19 protein-coding genes and 1 pseudogene are annotated in these 18,102 nt (G+C 43.0%); all 20 read right to left on the bottom strand.

What is annotated here, in order from left to right:
- Positions 1–56: 56 nt before the first annotated feature.
- A complete protein-coding gene (locus tag ACFSN5_RS04820) occupies positions 57–689 on the bottom strand; it encodes a putative quinol monooxygenase (RefSeq protein WP_165329254.1) in 633 nt (210 codons plus the stop codon).
- Between the two features lies 1 nt (position 690).
- A complete protein-coding gene (locus tag ACFSN5_RS04815; RefSeq protein WP_165211211.1) occupies positions 691–1,611 on the bottom strand; it encodes an amidohydrolase family protein in 921 nt (306 codons plus the stop codon).
- The gene (locus tag ACFSN5_RS04810) at positions 1,595–2,053 is read right to left on the bottom strand and encodes a MerR family transcriptional regulator (protein WP_165211214.1); all 459 of its coding nucleotides are present in this window, start codon (positions 2,051–2,053) and stop codon (positions 1,595–1,597) included. The genes ACFSN5_RS04815 and ACFSN5_RS04810 overlap by 17 nt, the downstream gene beginning before the upstream one ends.
- Before the next feature lie 72 nt (positions 2,054–2,125).
- Positions 2,126–2,644, bottom strand: a complete 519-nt coding sequence (locus ACFSN5_RS04805; RefSeq protein WP_165211217.1) for an NAD(P)H-dependent oxidoreductase — start codon at positions 2,642–2,644, stop codon at positions 2,126–2,128.
- A 1-nt stretch (position 2,645) separates the two neighbouring features.
- On the bottom strand, positions 2,646–2,936 hold the full coding sequence (locus tag ACFSN5_RS04800; RefSeq protein ID WP_165211220.1) for a YciI family protein: 291 nt from the start codon (positions 2,934–2,936) through the stop codon (positions 2,646–2,648).
- A gap of 22 nt (positions 2,937–2,958) precedes the next feature.
- Positions 2,959–3,912 carry an aldo/keto reductase gene (locus tag ACFSN5_RS04795; protein WP_165211223.1) on the bottom strand — a complete coding sequence of 318 codons (954 nt, stop codon included), beginning with the start codon at positions 3,910–3,912 and terminating at the stop codon, positions 2,959–2,961.
- A 283-nt stretch (positions 3,913–4,195) separates the two neighbouring features.
- Entirely contained in the window at positions 4,196–4,660 is a 465-nt protein-coding gene (locus ACFSN5_RS04790) for a flavodoxin (RefSeq protein ID WP_165211334.1), read from the bottom strand.
- A 618-nt stretch (positions 4,661–5,278) separates the two neighbouring features.
- On the bottom strand, positions 5,279–6,712 hold the full coding sequence (locus tag ACFSN5_RS04785) for a glycoside hydrolase family 32 protein (RefSeq protein WP_165211226.1): 1,434 nt from the start codon (positions 6,710–6,712) through the stop codon (positions 5,279–5,281).
- 175 nt (positions 6,713–6,887) lie between these two features.
- On the bottom strand, positions 6,888–8,294 hold the full coding sequence (locus ACFSN5_RS04780) for a PTS transporter subunit EIIC (protein ID WP_165211229.1): 1,407 nt from the start codon (positions 8,292–8,294) through the stop codon (positions 6,888–6,890).
- A 352-nt stretch (positions 8,295–8,646) separates the two neighbouring features.
- Positions 8,647–9,522 (bottom strand): trehalose repressor, encoded by an 876-nt coding sequence (locus ACFSN5_RS04775; protein ID WP_277423762.1) that lies wholly within the window; start codon positions 9,520–9,522, stop codon positions 8,647–8,649.
- Positions 9,508–9,648 (bottom strand): annotated as a pseudogene (locus tag ACFSN5_RS04770) (LacI family DNA-binding transcriptional regulator); the annotation flags it as partial. The pseudogene ACFSN5_RS04770 and the gene ACFSN5_RS04775, both read right to left, overlap by 15 nt.
- A 466-nt stretch (positions 9,649–10,114) precedes the next feature.
- The gene (locus ACFSN5_RS04765; protein ID WP_165329253.1) at positions 10,115–11,209 is read right to left on the bottom strand and encodes a low temperature requirement protein A; all 1,095 of its coding nucleotides are present in this window, start codon (positions 11,207–11,209) and stop codon (positions 10,115–10,117) included.
- Positions 11,210–11,408: 199 nt separating this feature from the next.
- Complete coding sequence (locus ACFSN5_RS04760; RefSeq protein WP_165211238.1) at positions 11,409–12,482, bottom strand: ABC transporter substrate-binding protein; 1,074 nt, start codon at positions 12,480–12,482, stop codon at positions 11,409–11,411.
- Positions 12,475–13,251: an ABC transporter permease gene (locus ACFSN5_RS04755; RefSeq protein ID WP_165211241.1), complete on the bottom strand. Its 777-nt coding sequence runs from the start codon at positions 13,249–13,251 to the stop codon at positions 12,475–12,477. Before ACFSN5_RS04755 ends, ACFSN5_RS04760 begins: the two co-directional genes overlap by 8 nt.
- On the bottom strand, positions 13,248–14,048 hold the full coding sequence (locus ACFSN5_RS04750; protein ID WP_165329252.1) for an ABC transporter permease: 801 nt from the start codon (positions 14,046–14,048) through the stop codon (positions 13,248–13,250). The genes ACFSN5_RS04755 and ACFSN5_RS04750 overlap by 4 nt, the downstream gene beginning before the upstream one ends.
- Positions 14,032–15,186, bottom strand: coding sequence for an ABC transporter ATP-binding protein (locus tag ACFSN5_RS04745; RefSeq protein ID WP_165329251.1), 1,155 nt, complete (start codon positions 15,184–15,186; stop codon positions 14,032–14,034). The genes ACFSN5_RS04750 and ACFSN5_RS04745 overlap by 17 nt, the downstream gene beginning before the upstream one ends.
- Positions 15,187–15,280: 94 nt before the next feature.
- The gene (gene murB / locus ACFSN5_RS04740; protein ID WP_165329250.1) at positions 15,281–16,186 is read right to left on the bottom strand and encodes a UDP-N-acetylmuramate dehydrogenase; all 906 of its coding nucleotides are present in this window, start codon (positions 16,184–16,186) and stop codon (positions 15,281–15,283) included.
- Positions 16,187–16,454: 268 nt separating this feature from the next.
- Positions 16,455–16,940, bottom strand: a complete 486-nt coding sequence (gene folK / locus ACFSN5_RS04735) for a 2-amino-4-hydroxy-6-hydroxymethyldihydropteridine diphosphokinase (RefSeq protein ID WP_165211250.1) — start codon at positions 16,938–16,940, stop codon at positions 16,455–16,457.
- Entirely contained in the window at positions 16,937–17,296 is a 360-nt protein-coding gene (gene folB, locus ACFSN5_RS04730; RefSeq protein ID WP_004225575.1) for a dihydroneopterin aldolase, read from the bottom strand. Before folB ends, folK begins: the two co-directional genes overlap by 4 nt.
- 5 nt (positions 17,297–17,301) lie before the next feature.
- Complete coding sequence (gene folP, locus ACFSN5_RS04725) at positions 17,302–18,102, bottom strand: dihydropteroate synthase (protein ID WP_165211253.1); 801 nt, start codon at positions 18,100–18,102, stop codon at positions 17,302–17,304.

The following is an 18,102-nucleotide window of genomic DNA, read 5'->3' as shown; positions in this document are numbered from 1 at the left end:
GCTTAAAAGGCATTTCAGTTGCACGTTACCCTCTGCTTGATAAAGGCTTGAATAAATTAGCCTCTATTAACCAGCATGTCACCAGTCAAGACTTGCAGGGTCTTGTCTAAAACAAGGTTGCTGCTTTTTGCAATATAATCTTTGAAATGGGAGGTTCCCCGATGAGCCTCATAGGCAGCCTCATCTTCATAAACTTCAAAGAAATACCAAGTATTGGGATTCTCAATGTCTCTACCTGCGTACATGACAAGGACACCAGACTCCTTGTCCATACTGGCCTGCATCTCTGGTAAGACGATAGCTGCGAAAGCCTGACTGTCACTGACTGTCACTCTTGCCAGACGCACTGAAAAATCGTTTGGCTCCAAAACTCTCAATGCTGTTGGTTTTTGGAGAAAAATCTCAGGCTTTAATGTCACTACTTCACGGCTGGTGATGGCCTTTTGCGCCAAACCGGCAAAGGCTTTAAAATGCGGTGAGTCTACATGTTTTTGGTAGGCCTCATCACTGGCATAGCACTCAAGAACAACCTGCTGACTCTTATCACTGGGGACATGACTGCCATACATAGCCAAGGTTCCTGGCTCCAGCTCCATTGACTGGGTAAAGTTGTTATAGCCGATTTGGTTAAAATCAGTCTCATAGGACAAATCGAGCCCCAATCTAAATAATCTAAAAATCTCTGTCATATTAATCTTCCAATCCGTATAATTTTTGAGCATTACCCGTGAAAATCTGCCGTTTCTCTTCATCACCGAGCGCAAGAGTTTCAATCGCTTGGGCAATGACCTCCGTCGCACCCGCCGGCAGGATTCCTAAGGGCGCATCTGTTCCAAAGAGAACATGGTCAACACCATAATAATCCACACAGAGTTCGAGGGCTTTAGGATTACCAAGGAGAGCAGTATCCACATAAAACTTCTTAAAGTCAGCGGCCTGATCTTCTGGCAGAATCCGCTCGATACGACCGGCAAAGTAAGGAACCATGGCGCCGGCATGATGAACCAAGATTTTCAAATTTGGAAATGCCTGAAAATAACCAGCCTGTACGATCTCAAGCATGGCTTGAGTCAGCTCGTACTCCCAGCTAAAGATAATGTTATTGTCGGGCTTTCGGGCATCAAAAACAGGATGGAGCCAGATTGGCACATCGTGCTTAGCCGCTGCTTCAAAGACAGATTTAAACTCCTCATCCGCCACAGACTTCCCTAGATGACGGGTAAAGAGCTGAATTCCCAGTATCTCAGGATGGGCTGGGACAAATGCTTCCACCACGCGCACGGCTTCCAGAATATGATTCATGGCGACCATGGCGACACCGCCAGTAAAGATATCGGGATTGGCCTGCACTGCTGCTAACAATTCTCCATTGGCTTCGGTTACTAAGAGGGCCGCCATCTCACCTGCCATATAATCCTCTGGATTGGTATTGACATAGCTGATAATCTGCTTAGTGTCAGCAGGCATGGTCTCACGGCGCTTGTTCAGATCGGTCAGGACTGGATTTTGGATAAAAGGCATCTTCTGTGCTAACGCCTTATCCAGCGTAAGCATTTTTTCATAAAAATTAGGCAAGAGCACATGAGCAAAGGCATCAATTTTCAAAGTCATCTAAGCGCTCCTTCCAGCTGCCGTCTTTATCGAAGATGATCCCATATTCCTCATAGTAGGTGTCTTTATTGAGAATTTCTCCCGACTCGTAGAGACCTATTTTATGGGTCAGGCGATCAATCGAACGCTGGAGATTCCTTTTCTTATTTTCAAGGTTCTCTAACTGCTCACGAAGCAATTCTTCACGTGCCTCGACTGTCTGATCGCCCTGCATGAGCAACTGACAGTAATCTACTAAGACCTCGATAGAAACACCCGAATGACGCAGACAAATGACCATCTCTAGCCACTTATTGAGATCATCTGTAAAATAGCGATTGCCGTTTGCCTGACGAGGAATCTCAGGCAAGAGCCCAATGCGCTCGTAATAACGCAAGGTATTGGGCTTAATATCGTACATTTGAGAAACCTGAGTAATAGTGTAAGTTCCTTCTTTTGGCATATTCGATCACCTTTCAATATATACACATCAGTTTAACTATCTGTTCAGTATACACAATTTTAAACCTTTTGGCTATGATTCTTGTAAACAGCCAACATAATTAGCCGCCTCTTGAGCCAGTTTTTCATTCGATAAATTGAGTACGCCAGATAGAACAAAAGGCTCTTCAAAAACGAGACCCGTATGGTACTTGATGGTCTCTATTGGTTTGAGCAATTCCTGTGTGGTTACATGGAATCGGCCGTTAGCTGTATAATCCTGCGCTCCTGCTCCTTGAGTGACAGCAAGCAGGACTTGCTTGCCTTGGAGGGCGTCACCAGATGAACCATAAGCCCAACCATACTCTAGTATCTGGTCCAGCCACTCCTTCATCAAGGATGGCATAGAATACCAGTACATTGGAAACTGTAAGACAATGCGGTCTGTAGCTGTCAGCGCAGCCTGTTCCTTCTTGACATCAATCTTACCATCTGGGTAGAGGGCATAGAGATTACGTACCTCAATGCCTTGCTCAGCAGCTGCTTGAGCCATGGCCTTATTGGCTCTAGATTGGTCAGGATTAGGATGGAATAAAAAGATTCTTGTTGTCATCTTAGTCTCCTTCGATATCATCTGCTACCAGATTGGCTTTAAATTCGGCCACGTCATAAGTGGCATAGTCTGGGTAATAGGCATCTTTGGCAATCATAGCATCCAAATCATCTCGTGAATCAGCCTTGGCAATGACAATCCCTGCCATGCCACGATCTTTAAGAGGGCCAACAATCTTGAAGTTACCTGCATCAAATTCTGACTTGAACCAAGCTCTGTGTTTGTTCAAGAGTTCATCGGCCTGGTCTTGAGGGACTTGATCGGCTTTGATAGTAATGGTAATTAAAAACATTATAGACTCCTTTTGATTGATATTAGGCTTGACCTTCCCAGCCACCACGTGTATCAACACCTGATTGAGTCGCTAGATTTTCAAGATTAGCCATTTCTCCATTTGTAAGGTACACATGACTAGCCTTAGCAGCATCTTCGACTTGCCCTACTTTTGTCACACCAAGAATTGGTGTTGTGCCGCGTCCAATAGCCCAAGCGGTCGCAATTTGAGCTGGACTGACCTTGTAATAGTCTGCCAAACGCTTCAGCTCAGCCAGTAAATCACTCAAAGCTGGGAACATTGGATTATAGGTTTTACCACGGTTAGAGTCAGCAGGCATTGGATGCTGACTATCATACTTACCAGACAAAGCCCCTTGTTCCAAGACCATGTATGAGAAAAATTGGATATGATTTTCTTTACAGTAGTCAAGAAGACCATCATTGATAGAATGACGATAGAGAAGGCTGAAGTGATTTTGCACGGCTGAAATTTGTACACCAGCTGGTTTCAAGATTTCTTGCACACGTTTAACCTGCTCAAGGCTGTGGTTAGAAACACCGATGCGCTTAACTCGGCCTGACTTGACCAAGTCAGCCAAGAAGGGTGTCCAACGTTCCACGTCGGCAGAATTGTGAATCCAATAAATATCAATGTAATCAGTACCCAGACGTTTGAGGCTGCCTTCCAGCATATCTTCTACAGGATTTTCCTTCGTGTCATCTTGCATACCAGGGGTAAACTTGTCTGATAGGATTACTTGCGAGCGATCATATTGACCAGTAAGTTCACCCAAGATACGTTCAGCTTCACCATTAGCATAGGCATAAGCTGTATCAAAGGTGTTGAGCCCTTCATCCATAGCTGTTTTGAAGACATCCTTGAGATCTGCGGTGTCAAGGCTATTGCCAAAGACTACGTTCCCACCGGCAAATCCGCCAGTTCCCCAAGACCAAGTTCCAAGTACGATTGGTGCTGTTTGGTTAGTTGACATAAAAATTCTCCTTTTTTCTTTATGAGATTACTCTACTACTTCTAGTGAACTGTAAGTCAAGACTTTTTGATCAAACATTAATTTTCTTATCTGAGAACTCCTACAATATGATGTGAGTGGTGTGAAATTTATCTAGATAGACTATCATCGGCTGTAAGAATAGTATCAGAGTGTTTATATAATCATTTAGATAGCCTTCTTTAGTCACACTGACAATAAGCGCAACCACTTCTTTTGTCAAAGCTAAGCTGAGGGATTTTTGCTCTATATTAATGTAACTCCCTTAGTTTAATTGCTTTAGCCAACGTTTCATGGCCGCTGTACTATTCAAGACATCACCTGCAATATGATATTTAGCTGCATATTGGTTAAAGATCGGCTGTGCTTTTACATAGGTTGAACCGCCTGATGTCGAAAAGCTGCCTAGAATTTTGTCGGAAAAGTCCATTTGATCCATAACCGTTTGGACAACCCTTGGGGGAATTCCCCACCAGGTCGGATGGCCGATTAAAATGCGCTCATATTGTGAAATATCTGGCAGATTCCCTGCAAAATCAGGACGGCTGTACTCATCGTATTGCTCAAGATTGCAGCGACTGGAATCATCATACCAATTCCTATCTTGGCTAGTATAAGGGATTTTCGCCTTGATCTCATACAAGTCTGCCCCTAGTTCATGCGCAATAGCTTGTGCACGCTCTTTGGTTGTTCCTGTTTCAGAAAAATAAATAATCAGTGTTTTCATAATAGAACCTCCTGTTAGAAACACACCGTCATACAAGGCGGTATCAGCATAAAATCAACAATGGATTTCAAACCTTTTTACCTTTAGCAACTGTAGTGTATCACTTATAGTCAACTATAAGTCAAGATTTTCCTTCACCTTTTCTAAATTTTTTCCGATAGCTAGCAAAAAATCTGAGCACGTTGTCCCAGATTTTTAAATACTATATATCCCATTCTCTACTAATAATGCCCCAGCTAGCTGGCAAGGGATTCCTTTCAATTACTGTTTTTTACTCTACCGCATTCTTTGCCAGCGACATTGCTTTAGTTTCTACTGGCAGAGACCAAGCAGGGCTAGCTACGACTTACTCTCTTAGAGAATTTCCGATTATACTTCAAAACTTGCCCAATTTATTTAGCTGAGCACATCACGAATTTCTAGAATTTCAACCATACTAAAAGCACTAAAACAGCATCATCTAGGAATTTACAAAATCTTAGCAAACCTCGGGCAAACTGATCTGCATATTGAAATACAGAACCGTATTCAGCCTTGGGATAAAGATCTAATTGGCTATGTTGAATTTTTGCCTGCACCTCCAAGAGTTTTGAGCTGAACCCATACGATCAGCATCTCCTATTAATGATAGTCAAAACCATTCAATTGGTAAATACTAAGCAGGCCATCAACATTGCTATCAAGAGATAGTTTTTGCCCCAAGAAGTCTGAGTAGACTCTGCTAGTCATTGTAAACAATCCTTCATTCACAAAGATCTCTATAGCGGATGTATCTGAGTAAATGACCAAATCAGACAGATTGTCTATCCTTGCCACTCTCTCATTTCTACCATATCCAGATTTGCCAAGACTTAATCGCAAAAGATTATTCTTGTAAGATAGTTTGACACCTTCTCTCAGTTGGACGGAAAAACTTTTAGGATTCTCAGTAAATCTTATTCGCATTTCAAAAGTGGAATTCTCTGTCTGCCATCCTGTAAACGAAGTCAATTCCCAATGATGCTCATCCAACCTGAGCTGCTTAAACTCATCCAGAGGTTTTTGGTAGATATGATGATCTTTATAGACCAACTCTCTTGGCATGGTTAGGGCATGGATCCAACCGTATTCTATTGTCGGTTGGTTGCTATAGCCTGACTCCTCAGGCATCCCCATCCAGGCTATTAAAATGCGTCGTCCCTTATCATCTAAAAAGGTCTGGGGGGCGTAGAAATCAAAGCCATAATCAAATTCTTTGAAGACTGACAAGTCATAATCTCCTAGCCAACCATCCAGCAGGACATAGCCATTTTGAAAAACGTTTTGAAATTTTTCCTTCTGAGCGGGGAGGCCTTGGGGGCAGAATGATAGGACCTTTTGACCGCTCAGTTCGAATAAGTCAGGGCATTCCCACATGTAACCCAAGGGGCTGTCTGTTTCAATGCGGCCAATATAAGACCACTCCCTTAAATTATGAGATTTAAAGCAGATCACACAGCCGGTATCTGCTAGGGTCCTTGCTCCGAGTACCATGACATAGCTGCCATCTACTGGGTAAATTTTAGGATCTCTCACGTGCTTACTGAGATCAGTAGGATAGTCTTCATTTTTCAGTACCGTCTCCTTGACATCAATCTGATAGCCGTCTGGGCTCTGAATATGAATAGTATTTTGCTCACGACCATTGGTGATGTAGTCATACTCTTGATCAAGCAGCTTGACATTCCCCGTGTAGAAAAAATGCACCTGATCATCTTTTTTGAAGGCTGAGCCACTGTAAGCACCGTCACGGTCATCCGCAATATCAGGAAACAAGAAGGGCTCTTCTTCTACATAATGAATCCAATCCTTGGTCGTATAATGCCCCCACGATTTGATTCCCCAGCTCGCCTTAAAAGGCGTGTATTGAAAATAGATATGGTTTCTTCCTTGATGCTGAAATAAGCCATTGGGGTCATTGAGCCAGCCAGTTGGTGGCATGAGATGGAAGGCAAGCCGATTAGGATCTTTATTAACCTTTTCTCTCATATAGGAATACTCTTTGCACTCGTTTAGATAATCTTGTTTGGTATACATGTCTTTCTCCCAAATAGACACAAAGAATCTGAGACAAGCAGTGTCAGATTCTTTTGGTCATTTCAGTTAATACACTTGACAATCAAAATATAGGCCCTTGACTTATCTTGCCTGACGCCAGTACTCTCTATGCCCTATCGCCTAGTTTATTTTTGATTGTCTTTGAGTCTAACGATTAATTTTCTTGTGTTTTATCTTTATGAATGGTACTGAGCAATAGGGTTGCTACTAGACCAGCGACAAATCCGATCAGATGGGCAATAATATAATTAATATAGCCATTATGTGCAGGATCTGCAATGGCAATTCCTGGTACAGCTGTTGTCCCGAATCCTAGGGATGTCAATTTTGAGAAGTAAACATAGACACCTGCTAGCGCTCCTCCAATACAACCCCCGATTAGTGGATAACGGTATCTAAGATTGACCCCAAAGATTGCCGGTTCACTAATGCCAAACAAGGTAGAGGCAAAACTTGGTAAGGTTAATTCACGGACCTTGGTATCTTTCCAATGGGTTACTAGGTAGCCGATCACCGCACCAGATTGACCAATCAATGCCACAGACATCAAGGGATTGATAAAGTTATGGCCGGTGTCAGCCAGTAACTGCGCTTCTACCGCACCGATGATATGATGCAGACCAGTGATAACAAGGAGCTGCTGGACACCTGCAAACAAAGCAAATCCTACAAATCCTAGGTGTGAAGTTGACCATACCAATCCGCTCGTCAAACCAGTTGATAAAAATCGACCTACTGGTCCAACGATAGTAAAGAGCAAGACTGTTGAGATAAAGACAGTGAGCAAAGGAGCAACTAGGAGTTTGATAGAGTTTGGAACTTTCTTATTAAAGAAAATATCGAGCTTAGCCACCACAAAACCAATCATCAAAGCAACTAGAATACCGCCTTGAAAACCAATCATATTGATAGGAAGACCAAATAAGTGAATGGTTTCCACCTTAACCGTTCCCTGTGCTGCTGAGTAGGCATTTGCCAGTGTTGAATCCAGCATAATAGCACCGACCACCATACCAAGTACGGGATTTCCGCCAAAGCGTTTAACGGCTGAATAACAGACAACCATGGGTAAAATCGCAAAGATACCATTGGCTGCTAGGCTTGCCAGTCTATTGATAGCATAGAGAGTATCATTCTCTTTAACCATATCAAAATTACCGAGCACACCTGTAATTCCCATCAATAAGGCTGCCGCTAAGATAGCAGGAATAATAGCAACAAAGACATCGGAAAGGGATTTAATAATCGATTGGAAGATGTTATTTTTCTTAGCACTCTCTTCCTTTAGATCGTAAATATTCATGTCCTTGATGCCAACATAGTCAGAAAAAGCCTCATAGACGTCATTAACCAAGCCAGGTCCAATGATCAACTGAATTTGATCGCCTGCAACAAAGGCCCCTTTGACGAGATCCACTGTTTCAAGTTTATCTATTTGCGCCAGGCTATTGTCCTTTAGCACAATACGCAAACGTGTGGCACAGTGGGCGACACCCACAATGTTTTGACGACCGCCGACATATTTTTCAATATCTTGACACATCTTTTTGTAATCAGCCATAATTGCCTCCAAATTATTTTAGGAACCGGTTCCATGTTGTTTACGCTTTCATTATACCATCAAATAAAAATAATGCAATAGATTTTTTTTGGAACCGGTTTTGTTTATTTTTAAAATTAAGGAATCTGAGACAAAAGCCCAGACTCCTTAACATTATGGTAGGTTTAACCAGATTGATGTAGTGATTGGCAGTCCTTATCTTAGGTGAGGGCGCAGTCCCATTTTCAGGTGCCCTCTTAAACAGTCCACTGGACTCTTTAACTACCATGCAAGTCATAGTCTTTCAATAGCTAGTGGCTATTGAGAACTTAATCAACTGTGCGGAGATGGGTTAAAAAGCTCTGGTTGAGTCTTACTCTCCCTCCTTTTGAACAAGACTAGCACGTTCAAATAGCTCAAAAGGAATCACTTGAATATTGCTCACTGGTTTTCCTTGAATCATTTGAAGAATACTTTCACCACTGATAATACCTGTACTATACCAGTCAAATTTAACAGAGGTTAGAGGCGGATTTAGCAGGGCACTTGTTTCGTACTCCCCAAAACCTACAACTGAAATATCCTTACCAATGGTAATGTGGTAACTCGGTAATACCTTGTAGGCCGCTTGAGCTAGACGGTCTGTCGCACAGATGATAGCATCAGGAAACCGCTTGGGGTCAAGGGAGCTTTTAAGTGACTCAATGGCCTCTCTATAGTCAAATGTCGTATAAACAAATTCCACATCTGAAATCCCTCTTGCACTCAAACCATCCATCACTCCCTGCTTACGAACTTGCCCAACGGCTATATCATGAGGGTCAACCCATAGACAAAGAACAGCCTTGGCTCCTGATTTCCCAACCAGTCCACCTACTGCTCTACCCGCTGCGTAATCATCATTAATGACCGTATGAAGATGGGCATTACTTTGCCCCACAAATAAGACGGGCTGCGCAATGGTTTTAATAATTTCCTCATGTGTTGGTGTAATCCCAGTTGACAGGACGATAATGCCATCAACATTCATTTTACTAAGACGAACAATACTCTTAATTTCTTCATCAGTAGATTGGTCCGTGTGCATCATCAAAGGTGTATAGTCATTTTTCTTAAGATAAGCCACAATCACTTCAACAATTCGTGGCGTTGTCACCGAATTAAAACCAGGTACTACTAAACCAATAATGTGACTATTTTTAGCACTCAATCGTGCAAAGACATTTGGTTCGTAATTATATTCATCCATTATTTTTTGGATGTGTTGTGCCGTTGATTCTTTGACACTGCCACCGTTTAAATATCTAGATACGGTACTCTTAGCGACCCCTGCAAGCTTAGCGATATCATTAATAGTCAATTTATTTTGCATAGCTACTCTCCAAGCCTTTGTTTCCCATTATTATATCATATATCAGAACTTAGACTGGGAACATTTTTCGTGAATCTTACCCCTTCAATACCAGTCCGACCTAGGTAACGATGGACTCGACAAACATGAAGGCCTTAGAATTTCTTGGATTATGCTTAAAGAACAGCCTTATGGTTGGCATTAGTTGGATTGGATCAGTGGTCATCACAAGTCCATTATAAAAACAATTTTCCCTTTGGCATGTTCTTGACAGAGGTAAGCAATGGCTTTTTTTGATCTCTTTAGCAGAGTAGATTTTTGTCCAGCCTTTATCTTACTGTCTGCTAATACTTCGAACACTCCTACCATCTTTCATCAGCTAGACAAAATCTACTGTTTTTAGGGAAATAAAACGTTAGAAATCATCGAAACTAAAAAGCCCTAAGACAAAAACACTGTGAGCTAATACCATAACTCCGTATCCCTATCCCTAAGGCAGGCGGTACCAAACCACTGCAAACTGACCTAAGCCGGTTAGCAAGCCAAAACTCAGCATTAAAATGGGACTATTAGCATAAAGCGTCAGAAGTCCCAAAGGCAGAGCCAGAATGACTAAGTGAGCAGCCAGCCATTTTGGTGTCAACGTTAGATCCCTGCGATTATAAGGAGCCAGCAATTGCAAACTGCCGTAAAATAGACCCAGACCTAAGATAAGCAGATTTTTCATATCATAGAAATAATGTGGATCCCCAGCCATCTCAATCATCAAGGTTGTAAAAAGAATACCGATCAAGAGAACGACATGGACATAAACCATCTGAAGCCCTGTACGCTCTTGGTGATGCTTCATAATGACAGCGGTCTGTGTGATGTAGCCGATAAACATAAGGCCAATCATGGCAAAGCTGATGACTGCTTCTAGGGGATGTGTCGCTAAATCAAATGTTTTGATACTAGCAATGAGCGTTTCTCCAAAATAAATGATAGTAATTAGTTGAACACGCTCCACCAGATGAGGAAAATTGGCTTTATCATCTTCCTTCTTAGCGCGTGTCAGATAAACAAATAGGAAACTCATCCCGTAGAGGAGGTAGGCCCAAAAGATATTCATGTGCGGATTTACTGTCAACCAGATAAACCAGATGATCTGGACTGCCATGTCTACCCCGATATCCTTCATGTGATAAATCATCGTTTGGCTGAAAGCGCCCAACCTTCGAGCACGCAAGACATACTGGAGCAAGACCGAAACATTGCTCAATAAAAAGAGCACATTAAAGGAAACGTAAGTCTTTTGCCAATCCAGCGTCAACTCTCTAGCCATGTAACCAATCACAAACATATTGAGGATAATGGTCACAATATCCATGAGATCACGCTCTCCATACTTATTGAGATACATAGTCTCATGGTACCAAAGTTTAATCAGCATGATAAAGGAGATAATGAATTGCAAGTAACTAAAAAAGGTGAGGTGGACACCTTTTCCGTGCATCATCCCCGTCAATACTGAAACAGCAAAAACAAATACTAAGTCGTAAAAGAGTTCATAGTTAGATACTTTTTTAGGAATAATATTTTTCATAGATTTATCTTACCATTTTCCATTGGTTAGGAAAAGTCAGAGATACTAGCCCATAAAACTTGGCTGAATTAATTGAGTATAAGGTTTACTAAACATCATCAGACACTAGCTCAAAAGAAAAATTTCAAAGCACCAGCATTGGCTTATAAGAAAAGTCCGAATACTAGTGCTTCCAGACTTTCAAGGTTATAGAGGCAGCTTAATGCCGATACATCTTAAATTGCAGATAGAGATCATTGTAGGTGCCCAACCACTTAGGCCCGAGATTATCATAGACTTCCAGATGGCTAATAACCCGATCAGACGGATAAAAAGCCGGATCAGAAGTCACTTCCTTTGGCAGGAGAGCTTGAGCGGCCTTATTAGGTGTGGCATAACCGATATACTCAGCATTTTGGGCTGCATTTTCAGGGTTCAGCATAAAATTGATAAAGGCGTAGGCGGCCTTTTTATTTTTGACCGTCTTAGGAATGACGATATTATCAAACCAGAGGTTAGACCCTTCACTTGGCAACACATAGTGAAGATGGGGATTGGCGTCCAGCATATCTCTGGCTTCACCCGAGAAAGTCACACCTAGGGCAGCATCACCATTTTTCAAATATCCTTTCATCTCATCCCCAACGATGGCCTTGATATTAGGTGTTAACTGGCTTAACTTATCAGAAGCCTGATTTAACTGCCCCATATTCTTGGTATTGAGGCTGTAGTCTAGAGCGTTAAGCCCCAGTCCCATCACCTCTCTAGCGCCATCAACCAGCATGATGGCATTCTGATACCGAGAATTCCAGAGATCTGTCCAATGCTGGGGAGGATTTTTGACCTGCTGATCATTGTAAACAATCCCAACTGTCCCCCAGAAATAAGGAATGGAATAATCATTTTTGGGGTCAAAAGACTTACCCATAAACTGCGGTCCAAGATTGTTCAGTCCCTTAATCTGTGATTTATCCAGTTTAACTAAGAGGTCTTCTCGACGCATTTTATCAATCATATAATCGCTTGGGATGGTAATATCATAACGAGTTCCTCCCTGCTTAATCTTAGTGTACATGGCTTCATTGGAATCAAAGGTTTCATATTGGACATCAATCCCTGTTTCCTTCTGAAACTTTGTAACGAGATCAGGGTCGATATAGTCTCCCCAGTTATAGACGACTAAACCATCGGATTTTGAACTACTGCTACTCTTTTTCTCCATAGTCACCATAAGCACGGCTAAGCCGATAATCATCAGGATAATACCGATAAGAAAGGCATTTAATCTACGCATGCTGATCACCTTCTTCCTTGCTGATGAAATAATAGCCAATCACTAAGAGAATGGAAAAGATAAAGATGATAGTGGATAGCGCGTTAATTTCTAAGGAAATCCCTCGCCTAGCACGTGAATAGATTTCAACTGAGAGAGTTGAGAAACCATTTCCTGTCACAAAGAAAGTCACTGCAAAATCATCAAGGGAATAAGTAAAAGCCATGAAATAGCCAGCGATAATGCTGGGCGTTAGGTAGGGCAGCATAACTTCTTTGAGCATCTGCCAATAACTAGCGCCCAAGTCATAAGCGGCATGAATCATATCCTGATTCATCTCCTTGAGCCTTGGCAAGACCATAAGAACGACAATGGGAACAGAGAAGGCAATATGACTAAGCAATACCGAACTAAAGCCCAGCCGGAAGCCGAGGACCGTGAAAAGAATCAAAAAACTGGCGCCCATCATGACATCTGGCGAAACCATGAGGATATTGTTGAGAGAGAGCAAGGTATTCTGCTGCTTACTTCTAGTTTGATCGATAAAGATGGCGCCCAAGGTACCGATAACTGTCGCCAGCAAGGCACTCAGAAAGGCCAAAAAGAAAGTCTGAACCAGAATCAAGATGAGATGGCTATCGGAGAAAACCTGCTGGTAATGCTCCCAAGTGAAGCCAGAAAAGCCAGCCATGTCACCGCCACTATTGAAAGAATAAAAAATCAAATAAAAAATCGGCAGATAGAGGAGGGCAAAGACCAGTCCCAAGTAGAAATGACTCAACTTTTTCATAAGCTTTTTCTCCTCTCCTTAGTAAGAGCCATAATAACCAGCATGGCTAGGATGAGCACCACACCGATGGTAGAGCCCATACCCCAATTCTGAGTGGTCAAAAAGTGCTGTTCGATGGCAGTCCCCAGTGTGATCACACGATTACCGCCAATTAGACGGGTCAGCATAAAGAGACTGAGACTGGGAATAAAGACCGACTGGACACCCGAGCGCACGCCAGACATAGAAAGTGGAAAAATCACCCGACTAAAGGTCTGCCAGCCACTGGCTCCCAAGTCGCGACTGGCATTGGTTAAATTGACATCCAAGTCATCCAGAGCATTAAAAATGGGCAGAATCATGAAGGGCAGCTCGATGTAGGCAGCGACAAAGATAAAAGAAAAATCTGTAAAGAGCAATTGCTTAGGGCCAAGGCCCACAAAAGTCAAGAAATGATTAACCCCGCCTTCTTGGCCAAAAATCCCCATAAAGGCATAGGCCTTGAGCAGAAGATTTATCCAAGTCGGCAGCACGATCAGCATGAGCCAAAGCTGTTTATGTTTGAGTTTCGTTAAGGCCAGAGCAGTCGGATAACTAAGCAGAAAGGTCACTAGCGTAATAATCCCTGCATAGAGAACAGAATTAAAACTCATCCGGAGATAAGTCCAAGAGCTAAAAAAGGTTTCATAATTGGCAATACTAGCCTGCCCCTGCAGATTGAAAAAAGATTGATAGACAATCAAGACTAGAGGAGCTAAAACAAAAAGCAAGAGCCAGAGAAAGTAAGGAACCGCAAAGAATTTAGTCGTCTGCTTCATGGCGCTCCTCCTCAATGGCATTAATTAAACCATCCTCGTGTTCATCTGTTTCTGCGTATTCTTCGATCCGGGCATCAAACTCTTCCTCGGTTTCATTGAGCCGCATGATATGAATGTCCTCGGGCGTAAAGTTTAACCCGATTACTTCACCTTCAATGGCCTTGCGCGTCGAATGAATTAACCACTCATGATCCAGCTCATCATGGGCAATAATTTCATAGTGGACACCACGAAAAAGCTGGGTATCGACGGTAACCTTCAACTTGCCCTCTTCAGGCAGAGTAATCTGCAGATCTTCTGGTCGAATGACTACTTCTACTGCCTCATTGGGCTTCATTCCACCATCGACGGCCTCAAAACGCTTGCCATTAAATTCAACCAGATAGTCCTCAATCATGATCCCATTGATGATATTGGACTCACCGATAAAAGTCGCCACAAAATGGTTGATAGGTTCGTCATAGATATCTACAGGTGTTCCCGACTGAACAATTTGACCTTCATTCATAACAAAAATCCAGTCCGACATGGCCAGAGCCTCTTCTTGGTCATGGGTGACAAAGACAAAGGTGATTCCCAGCCGCTGCTGTAGGTCTCTCAGCTCATACTGCATCTCCGTCCGTAATTTCAGATCCAAGGCAGACAAAGGCTCGTCTAAGAGAACAACCTTTGGCTGATTGATAATGGCTCTAGCAATAGCCACCCGCTGGCGCTGACCGCCCGAGAGCTTTTTAATGGAACGATTGCCATAGCCTTCTAGTCGCACCATCTTGAGTGCCTCCTGAACCCGCTCCGCAATTTCTTCTTTGGCAATCTTTTTTAATTTTAAAGGGAAGGCCACGTTATCGAAAACAGACATATGCGGAAAAAGCGCATAATTCTGAAAAACCGTATGGACATCCCGCTTGTTGATGGGGACATCATTAATTCGCTTGCCATCTAGATAAACATCACCCGAGCTCACATCTAAGAGACCCGCAATGATATTTAGAATGGTTGATTTCCCAGAACCAGAAGCTCCAAGAAGGGTATAAAATTTTCCTTCTTCCAGTTCAAAATTAATATCTTTAAGAACCTGAGTTCCGCTGTCCTCGAAGGTTTTCGTCACATGGCGAAAGGCAATAATTGGTTTAGTCACACTCGTTTTCCTCCACACAGGCGATAAGAACTAAAAAGAGCTGGCTAAATTCCCTCTAACCAGCTCTACTTGACGGTTTTTAGTTATGCTCGTTTTATTCAGACTTGTAATCTCCAATAATCCGAACTTCTGGCTCCAAACGAACACCTGAATGAGCTTGAACCTTCTCAATGACATCAGCAATTAGGTTTTCATAATCATCAGCCGTTCCATTAGCCACATTAACCATAAAACCAGCATGCTTCTTGCTGACTTCAACACCGCCGATACGATGGCCCATCAAGCCAGCTTCCATAATGAGTTGACCGGCAAAATGATCAACAGGCCGCTTAAAGACAGAGCCGCATGATGGATACTCCAAGGGTTGCTTGAGCTGCCGCAGATGATTGAGGCGAGTCATTTCATTCTTGATTTGCGAATGCACACCTGGCTTGAGGGCGAATTTAGCAGAAATCACCACTTCACCTGTACTTTGAATAGCCGACCGACGATAGCCAAAAGCCATATCGCGGGCCTCAATCGTTCGGATTTCTCCTTCCTTAGACAAAACTGTGGCCGAAACCAAAATATGGGATATTTCACCACCATAGGCACCAGCATTCATAAAGACAGCCCCACCGATAGAACCGGGAATCCCTGCTGCAAATTCAAAGCCGGTCAAACTATGAAATTCAGCAACTTTAGTCGTTTCAATCAGATTAGCTCCAGCTTCTGCTTCGATAGTATAACCATCGACTGTAACAGTACTCAGCTTATCAAACATAATGACAAACCCGCGAATTCCTCCTTCACGGACGATCAGGTTGCTGGCGTTCCCCAAGACCATCCATGGAATGGCATTTTCATTGGCAAACTTGACAATATGGGCCAACTCGTAACGATTGCGAGGAAAAGCTAAATAATCGGCTGGTCCTCCAACCTTGGTATAAGTATAGTGACGCAAGGGTTCATCAATGCGAATATCAATTCCCTTAAGAGCATTTTTCATTTTTTCTAACATTATTTTTTAATTCCATTCTTGTCTAACCAGAAAAGACGCCTCAAAAGCAATAAGGGCCAGTCATCTGGCTGGCCTACCGATCTCATAAAGGTCACAAGACCTTAAAAAATCGGCACAAGGCCGATAATCATTATATCAAAAACTAGGGATTTTGGCGATAGCATCAGCCAGGGAATTTAGCAAATTTAGTAATTTAGCAGAAATTTCCCAGAACGTTCCTGCCCCAAAGCTTCCAAGTAAATGGTACTGAGAAGTGAGGTAAAGAAGTTTAACCCAAAAATTTTTCGATAGCCTCGGTTGACAGTTTGGCTAAATCGCTTTGATAAGCGTGACCAGTTGCTGGATCAAATGCCTTTTCATCTAACTCCAACAGAGGCACCAAGACAAAGGCCCGCTCTTTCATATAGGGATGGGGCAGGATTAAGTTTGGCCCAGCTATTACTTCTTGCCCATAGAGCAAGATATCAATATCTAAAGTCCGAGGACCCCAATGCTGCTGCCGAACCCGTCCTAAATCATTTTCTATCTTCTGGCAGGCTTGCAGTAAATCCAAAGGGGACAAGTCCGTCTCCAAACGACAGGCGAGATTGAGAAAATCAGGCTGGTCTGTCAGGCCCCAAGCCGGTGTTTGATAGATAGAGGAAACAGCTGCTAAGCTCGTTTGAGGCAGTTGGCCTAATCGTTCCAAAGCTTCGTTCAGATAAGTCTTCCGGTCTCCCATATTGGAACCGAGACTGAGAAAAACAGAGCTCATCGGGTGCGCTCCAATTCTACACCAACACTCTCATAATGACCGGCAATGGGGGGATTCTCCTTGAAAATTCGCAACTGGATAGCCTGAACAGGAGGAAACTGTTCAAAAATAGCCTGACAAATTGCTCCTCCCAGCTTTTCCAGCAGTTGATAGGTCTGATTTTCAACTTGATGCTTAATCACGTCAAAGATTAGACCGTAATGAACCGTATCGGCCAAATCATCGCTGACAGAAGCTTGGGTCAGCTCAAGAGAAAGTTCCGCATCCACTACAAAAATCTGGCCCAGCCGGTTTTCTTCTGGCAGAGCGCCATGGTAACCGTAAAAACGGCAGCCCCTCAAAAGTATTTTATCCATCTTCCTCACCTTAATTGACTGATAACCTTGACAATATCACGATTAGCAGCAACATTATGCACCCGAACAATCTGGCAGCCTTTCTCAATAGCATAACCGGATAAGGCAGCCGTCCCCATATCCCGCTCCAGCGGTCTAGTATGACCGCCTAGCAGATAATCAACTACTCGTTTGCGGGAAATACCGAAAAGAACAGGGTAACCTAGGCTAGTTACTTGATCCAAGCCCTTTAAGAGCGCTAGATTTTGCTGCTCATTTTTGGCAAAACCAAAGCCCGGGTCTAGCCAGATATTGTCCTTGTCAACGCCGGCAGCCAAGGCTGCAGCTGCTCGTTCTTTGAGAAAATCACAGACATCTTGAGTAATATCTCCATAAACCTCATCTTCCTGATTGTGCATGAGGACGATGGGAACCTCTTTTTCAGCTGCTAGAGCCAACATCTGACCATCGTAGAGGCCGGCCCAGACATCGTTGAGGATATCTGCCCCTGCCTCTAGGGCTGCCCGAGCCGTTCCTGTTTTATAAGTATCGATACTGACTAAAATATCGTATTTTTCTTTGATAGCCTTGATAACCGGTACAACTCTAGCAATTTCCTCTTCCTGAGAAACAAAATCAGCACCTGGACGCGTCGATTCTCCACCAACATCAATAATAGCAGCCCCTTCTTCAATCATAGCCCCAACCTGAGCTAGGGCTTTTTCAAGTTGGGTATAGGAACCGCCGTCTGAAAAAGAATCGGGTGTTACATTAAGCACCCCCATAATACAGGCTTTTCCCGCAACTTCAAATGATCCGATTTTCAT

Origin of the sequence: Streptococcus tangpeifui, assembly GCF_044503215.1 — a bacterium.
Taxonomy (GTDB): Bacteria; Bacillota; Bacilli; order Lactobacillales; family Streptococcaceae; genus Streptococcus; species Streptococcus tangpeifui.
This window is presented reverse-complemented; position numbering and strand designations above follow the sequence as displayed.

Excerpts from the sequence above, each read along its gene's own strand:
- ACFSN5_RS04805 (WP_165211217.1), bottom strand. The coding sequence starts at position 2,644 with ATGACAACAAGAATCTTTTTATTCCATCCTAATCCTGACCAATCTAGA.
- ACFSN5_RS04750 (WP_165329252.1), bottom strand. The coding sequence starts at position 14,048 with ATGAAGCAGACGACTAAATTCTTTGCGGTTCCTTACTTTCTCTGGCTC.
- ACFSN5_RS04780 (WP_165211229.1), bottom strand. The coding sequence starts at position 8,294 with ATGGCTGATTACAAAAAGATGTGTCAAGATATTGAAAAATATGTCGGC.
- ACFSN5_RS04810 (WP_165211214.1), bottom strand. The coding sequence starts at position 2,053 with ATGCCAAAAGAAGGAACTTACACTATTACTCAGGTTTCTCAAATGTAC.
- ACFSN5_RS04755 (WP_165211241.1), bottom strand. The coding sequence starts at position 13,251 with ATGAAAAAGTTGAGTCATTTCTACTTGGGACTGGTCTTTGCCCTCCTC.
- folK (WP_165211250.1), bottom strand. The coding sequence starts at position 16,940 with ATGAGCTCTGTTTTTCTCAGTCTCGGTTCCAATATGGGAGACCGGAAG.
- ACFSN5_RS04785 (WP_165211226.1), bottom strand. The coding sequence starts at position 6,712 with ATGTATACCAAACAAGATTATCTAAACGAGTGCAAAGAGTATTCCTAT.
- folP (WP_165211253.1), bottom strand. The coding sequence starts at position 18,102 with ATGAAAATCGGATCATTTGAAGTTGCGGGAAAAGCCTGTATTATGGGG.
- murB (WP_165329250.1), bottom strand. The coding sequence starts at position 16,186 with ATGTTAGAAAAAATGAAAAATGCTCTTAAGGGAATTGATATTCGCATT.
- folB (WP_004225575.1), bottom strand. The coding sequence starts at position 17,296 with ATGGATAAAATACTTTTGAGGGGCTGCCGTTTTTACGGTTACCATGGC.
- ACFSN5_RS04765 (WP_165329253.1), bottom strand. The coding sequence starts at position 11,209 with ATGAAAAATATTATTCCTAAAAAAGTATCTAACTATGAACTCTTTTAC.
- ACFSN5_RS04775 (WP_277423762.1), bottom strand. The coding sequence starts at position 9,522 with ATGGATGAATATAATTACGAACCAAATGTCTTTGCACGATTGAGTGCT.
- ACFSN5_RS04800 (WP_165211220.1), bottom strand. The coding sequence starts at position 2,936 with ATGTTTTTAATTACCATTACTATCAAAGCCGATCAAGTCCCTCAAGAC.
- ACFSN5_RS04795 (WP_165211223.1), bottom strand. The coding sequence starts at position 3,912 with ATGTCAACTAACCAAACAGCACCAATCGTACTTGGAACTTGGTCTTGG.
- ACFSN5_RS04815 (WP_165211211.1), bottom strand. The coding sequence starts at position 1,611 with ATGACTTTGAAAATTGATGCCTTTGCTCATGTGCTCTTGCCTAATTTT.
- ACFSN5_RS04820 (WP_165329254.1), bottom strand. The coding sequence starts at position 689 with ATGACAGAGATTTTTAGATTATTTAGATTGGGGCTCGATTTGTCCTAT.
- ACFSN5_RS04760 (WP_165211238.1), bottom strand. The coding sequence starts at position 12,482 with ATGCGTAGATTAAATGCCTTTCTTATCGGTATTATCCTGATGATTATC.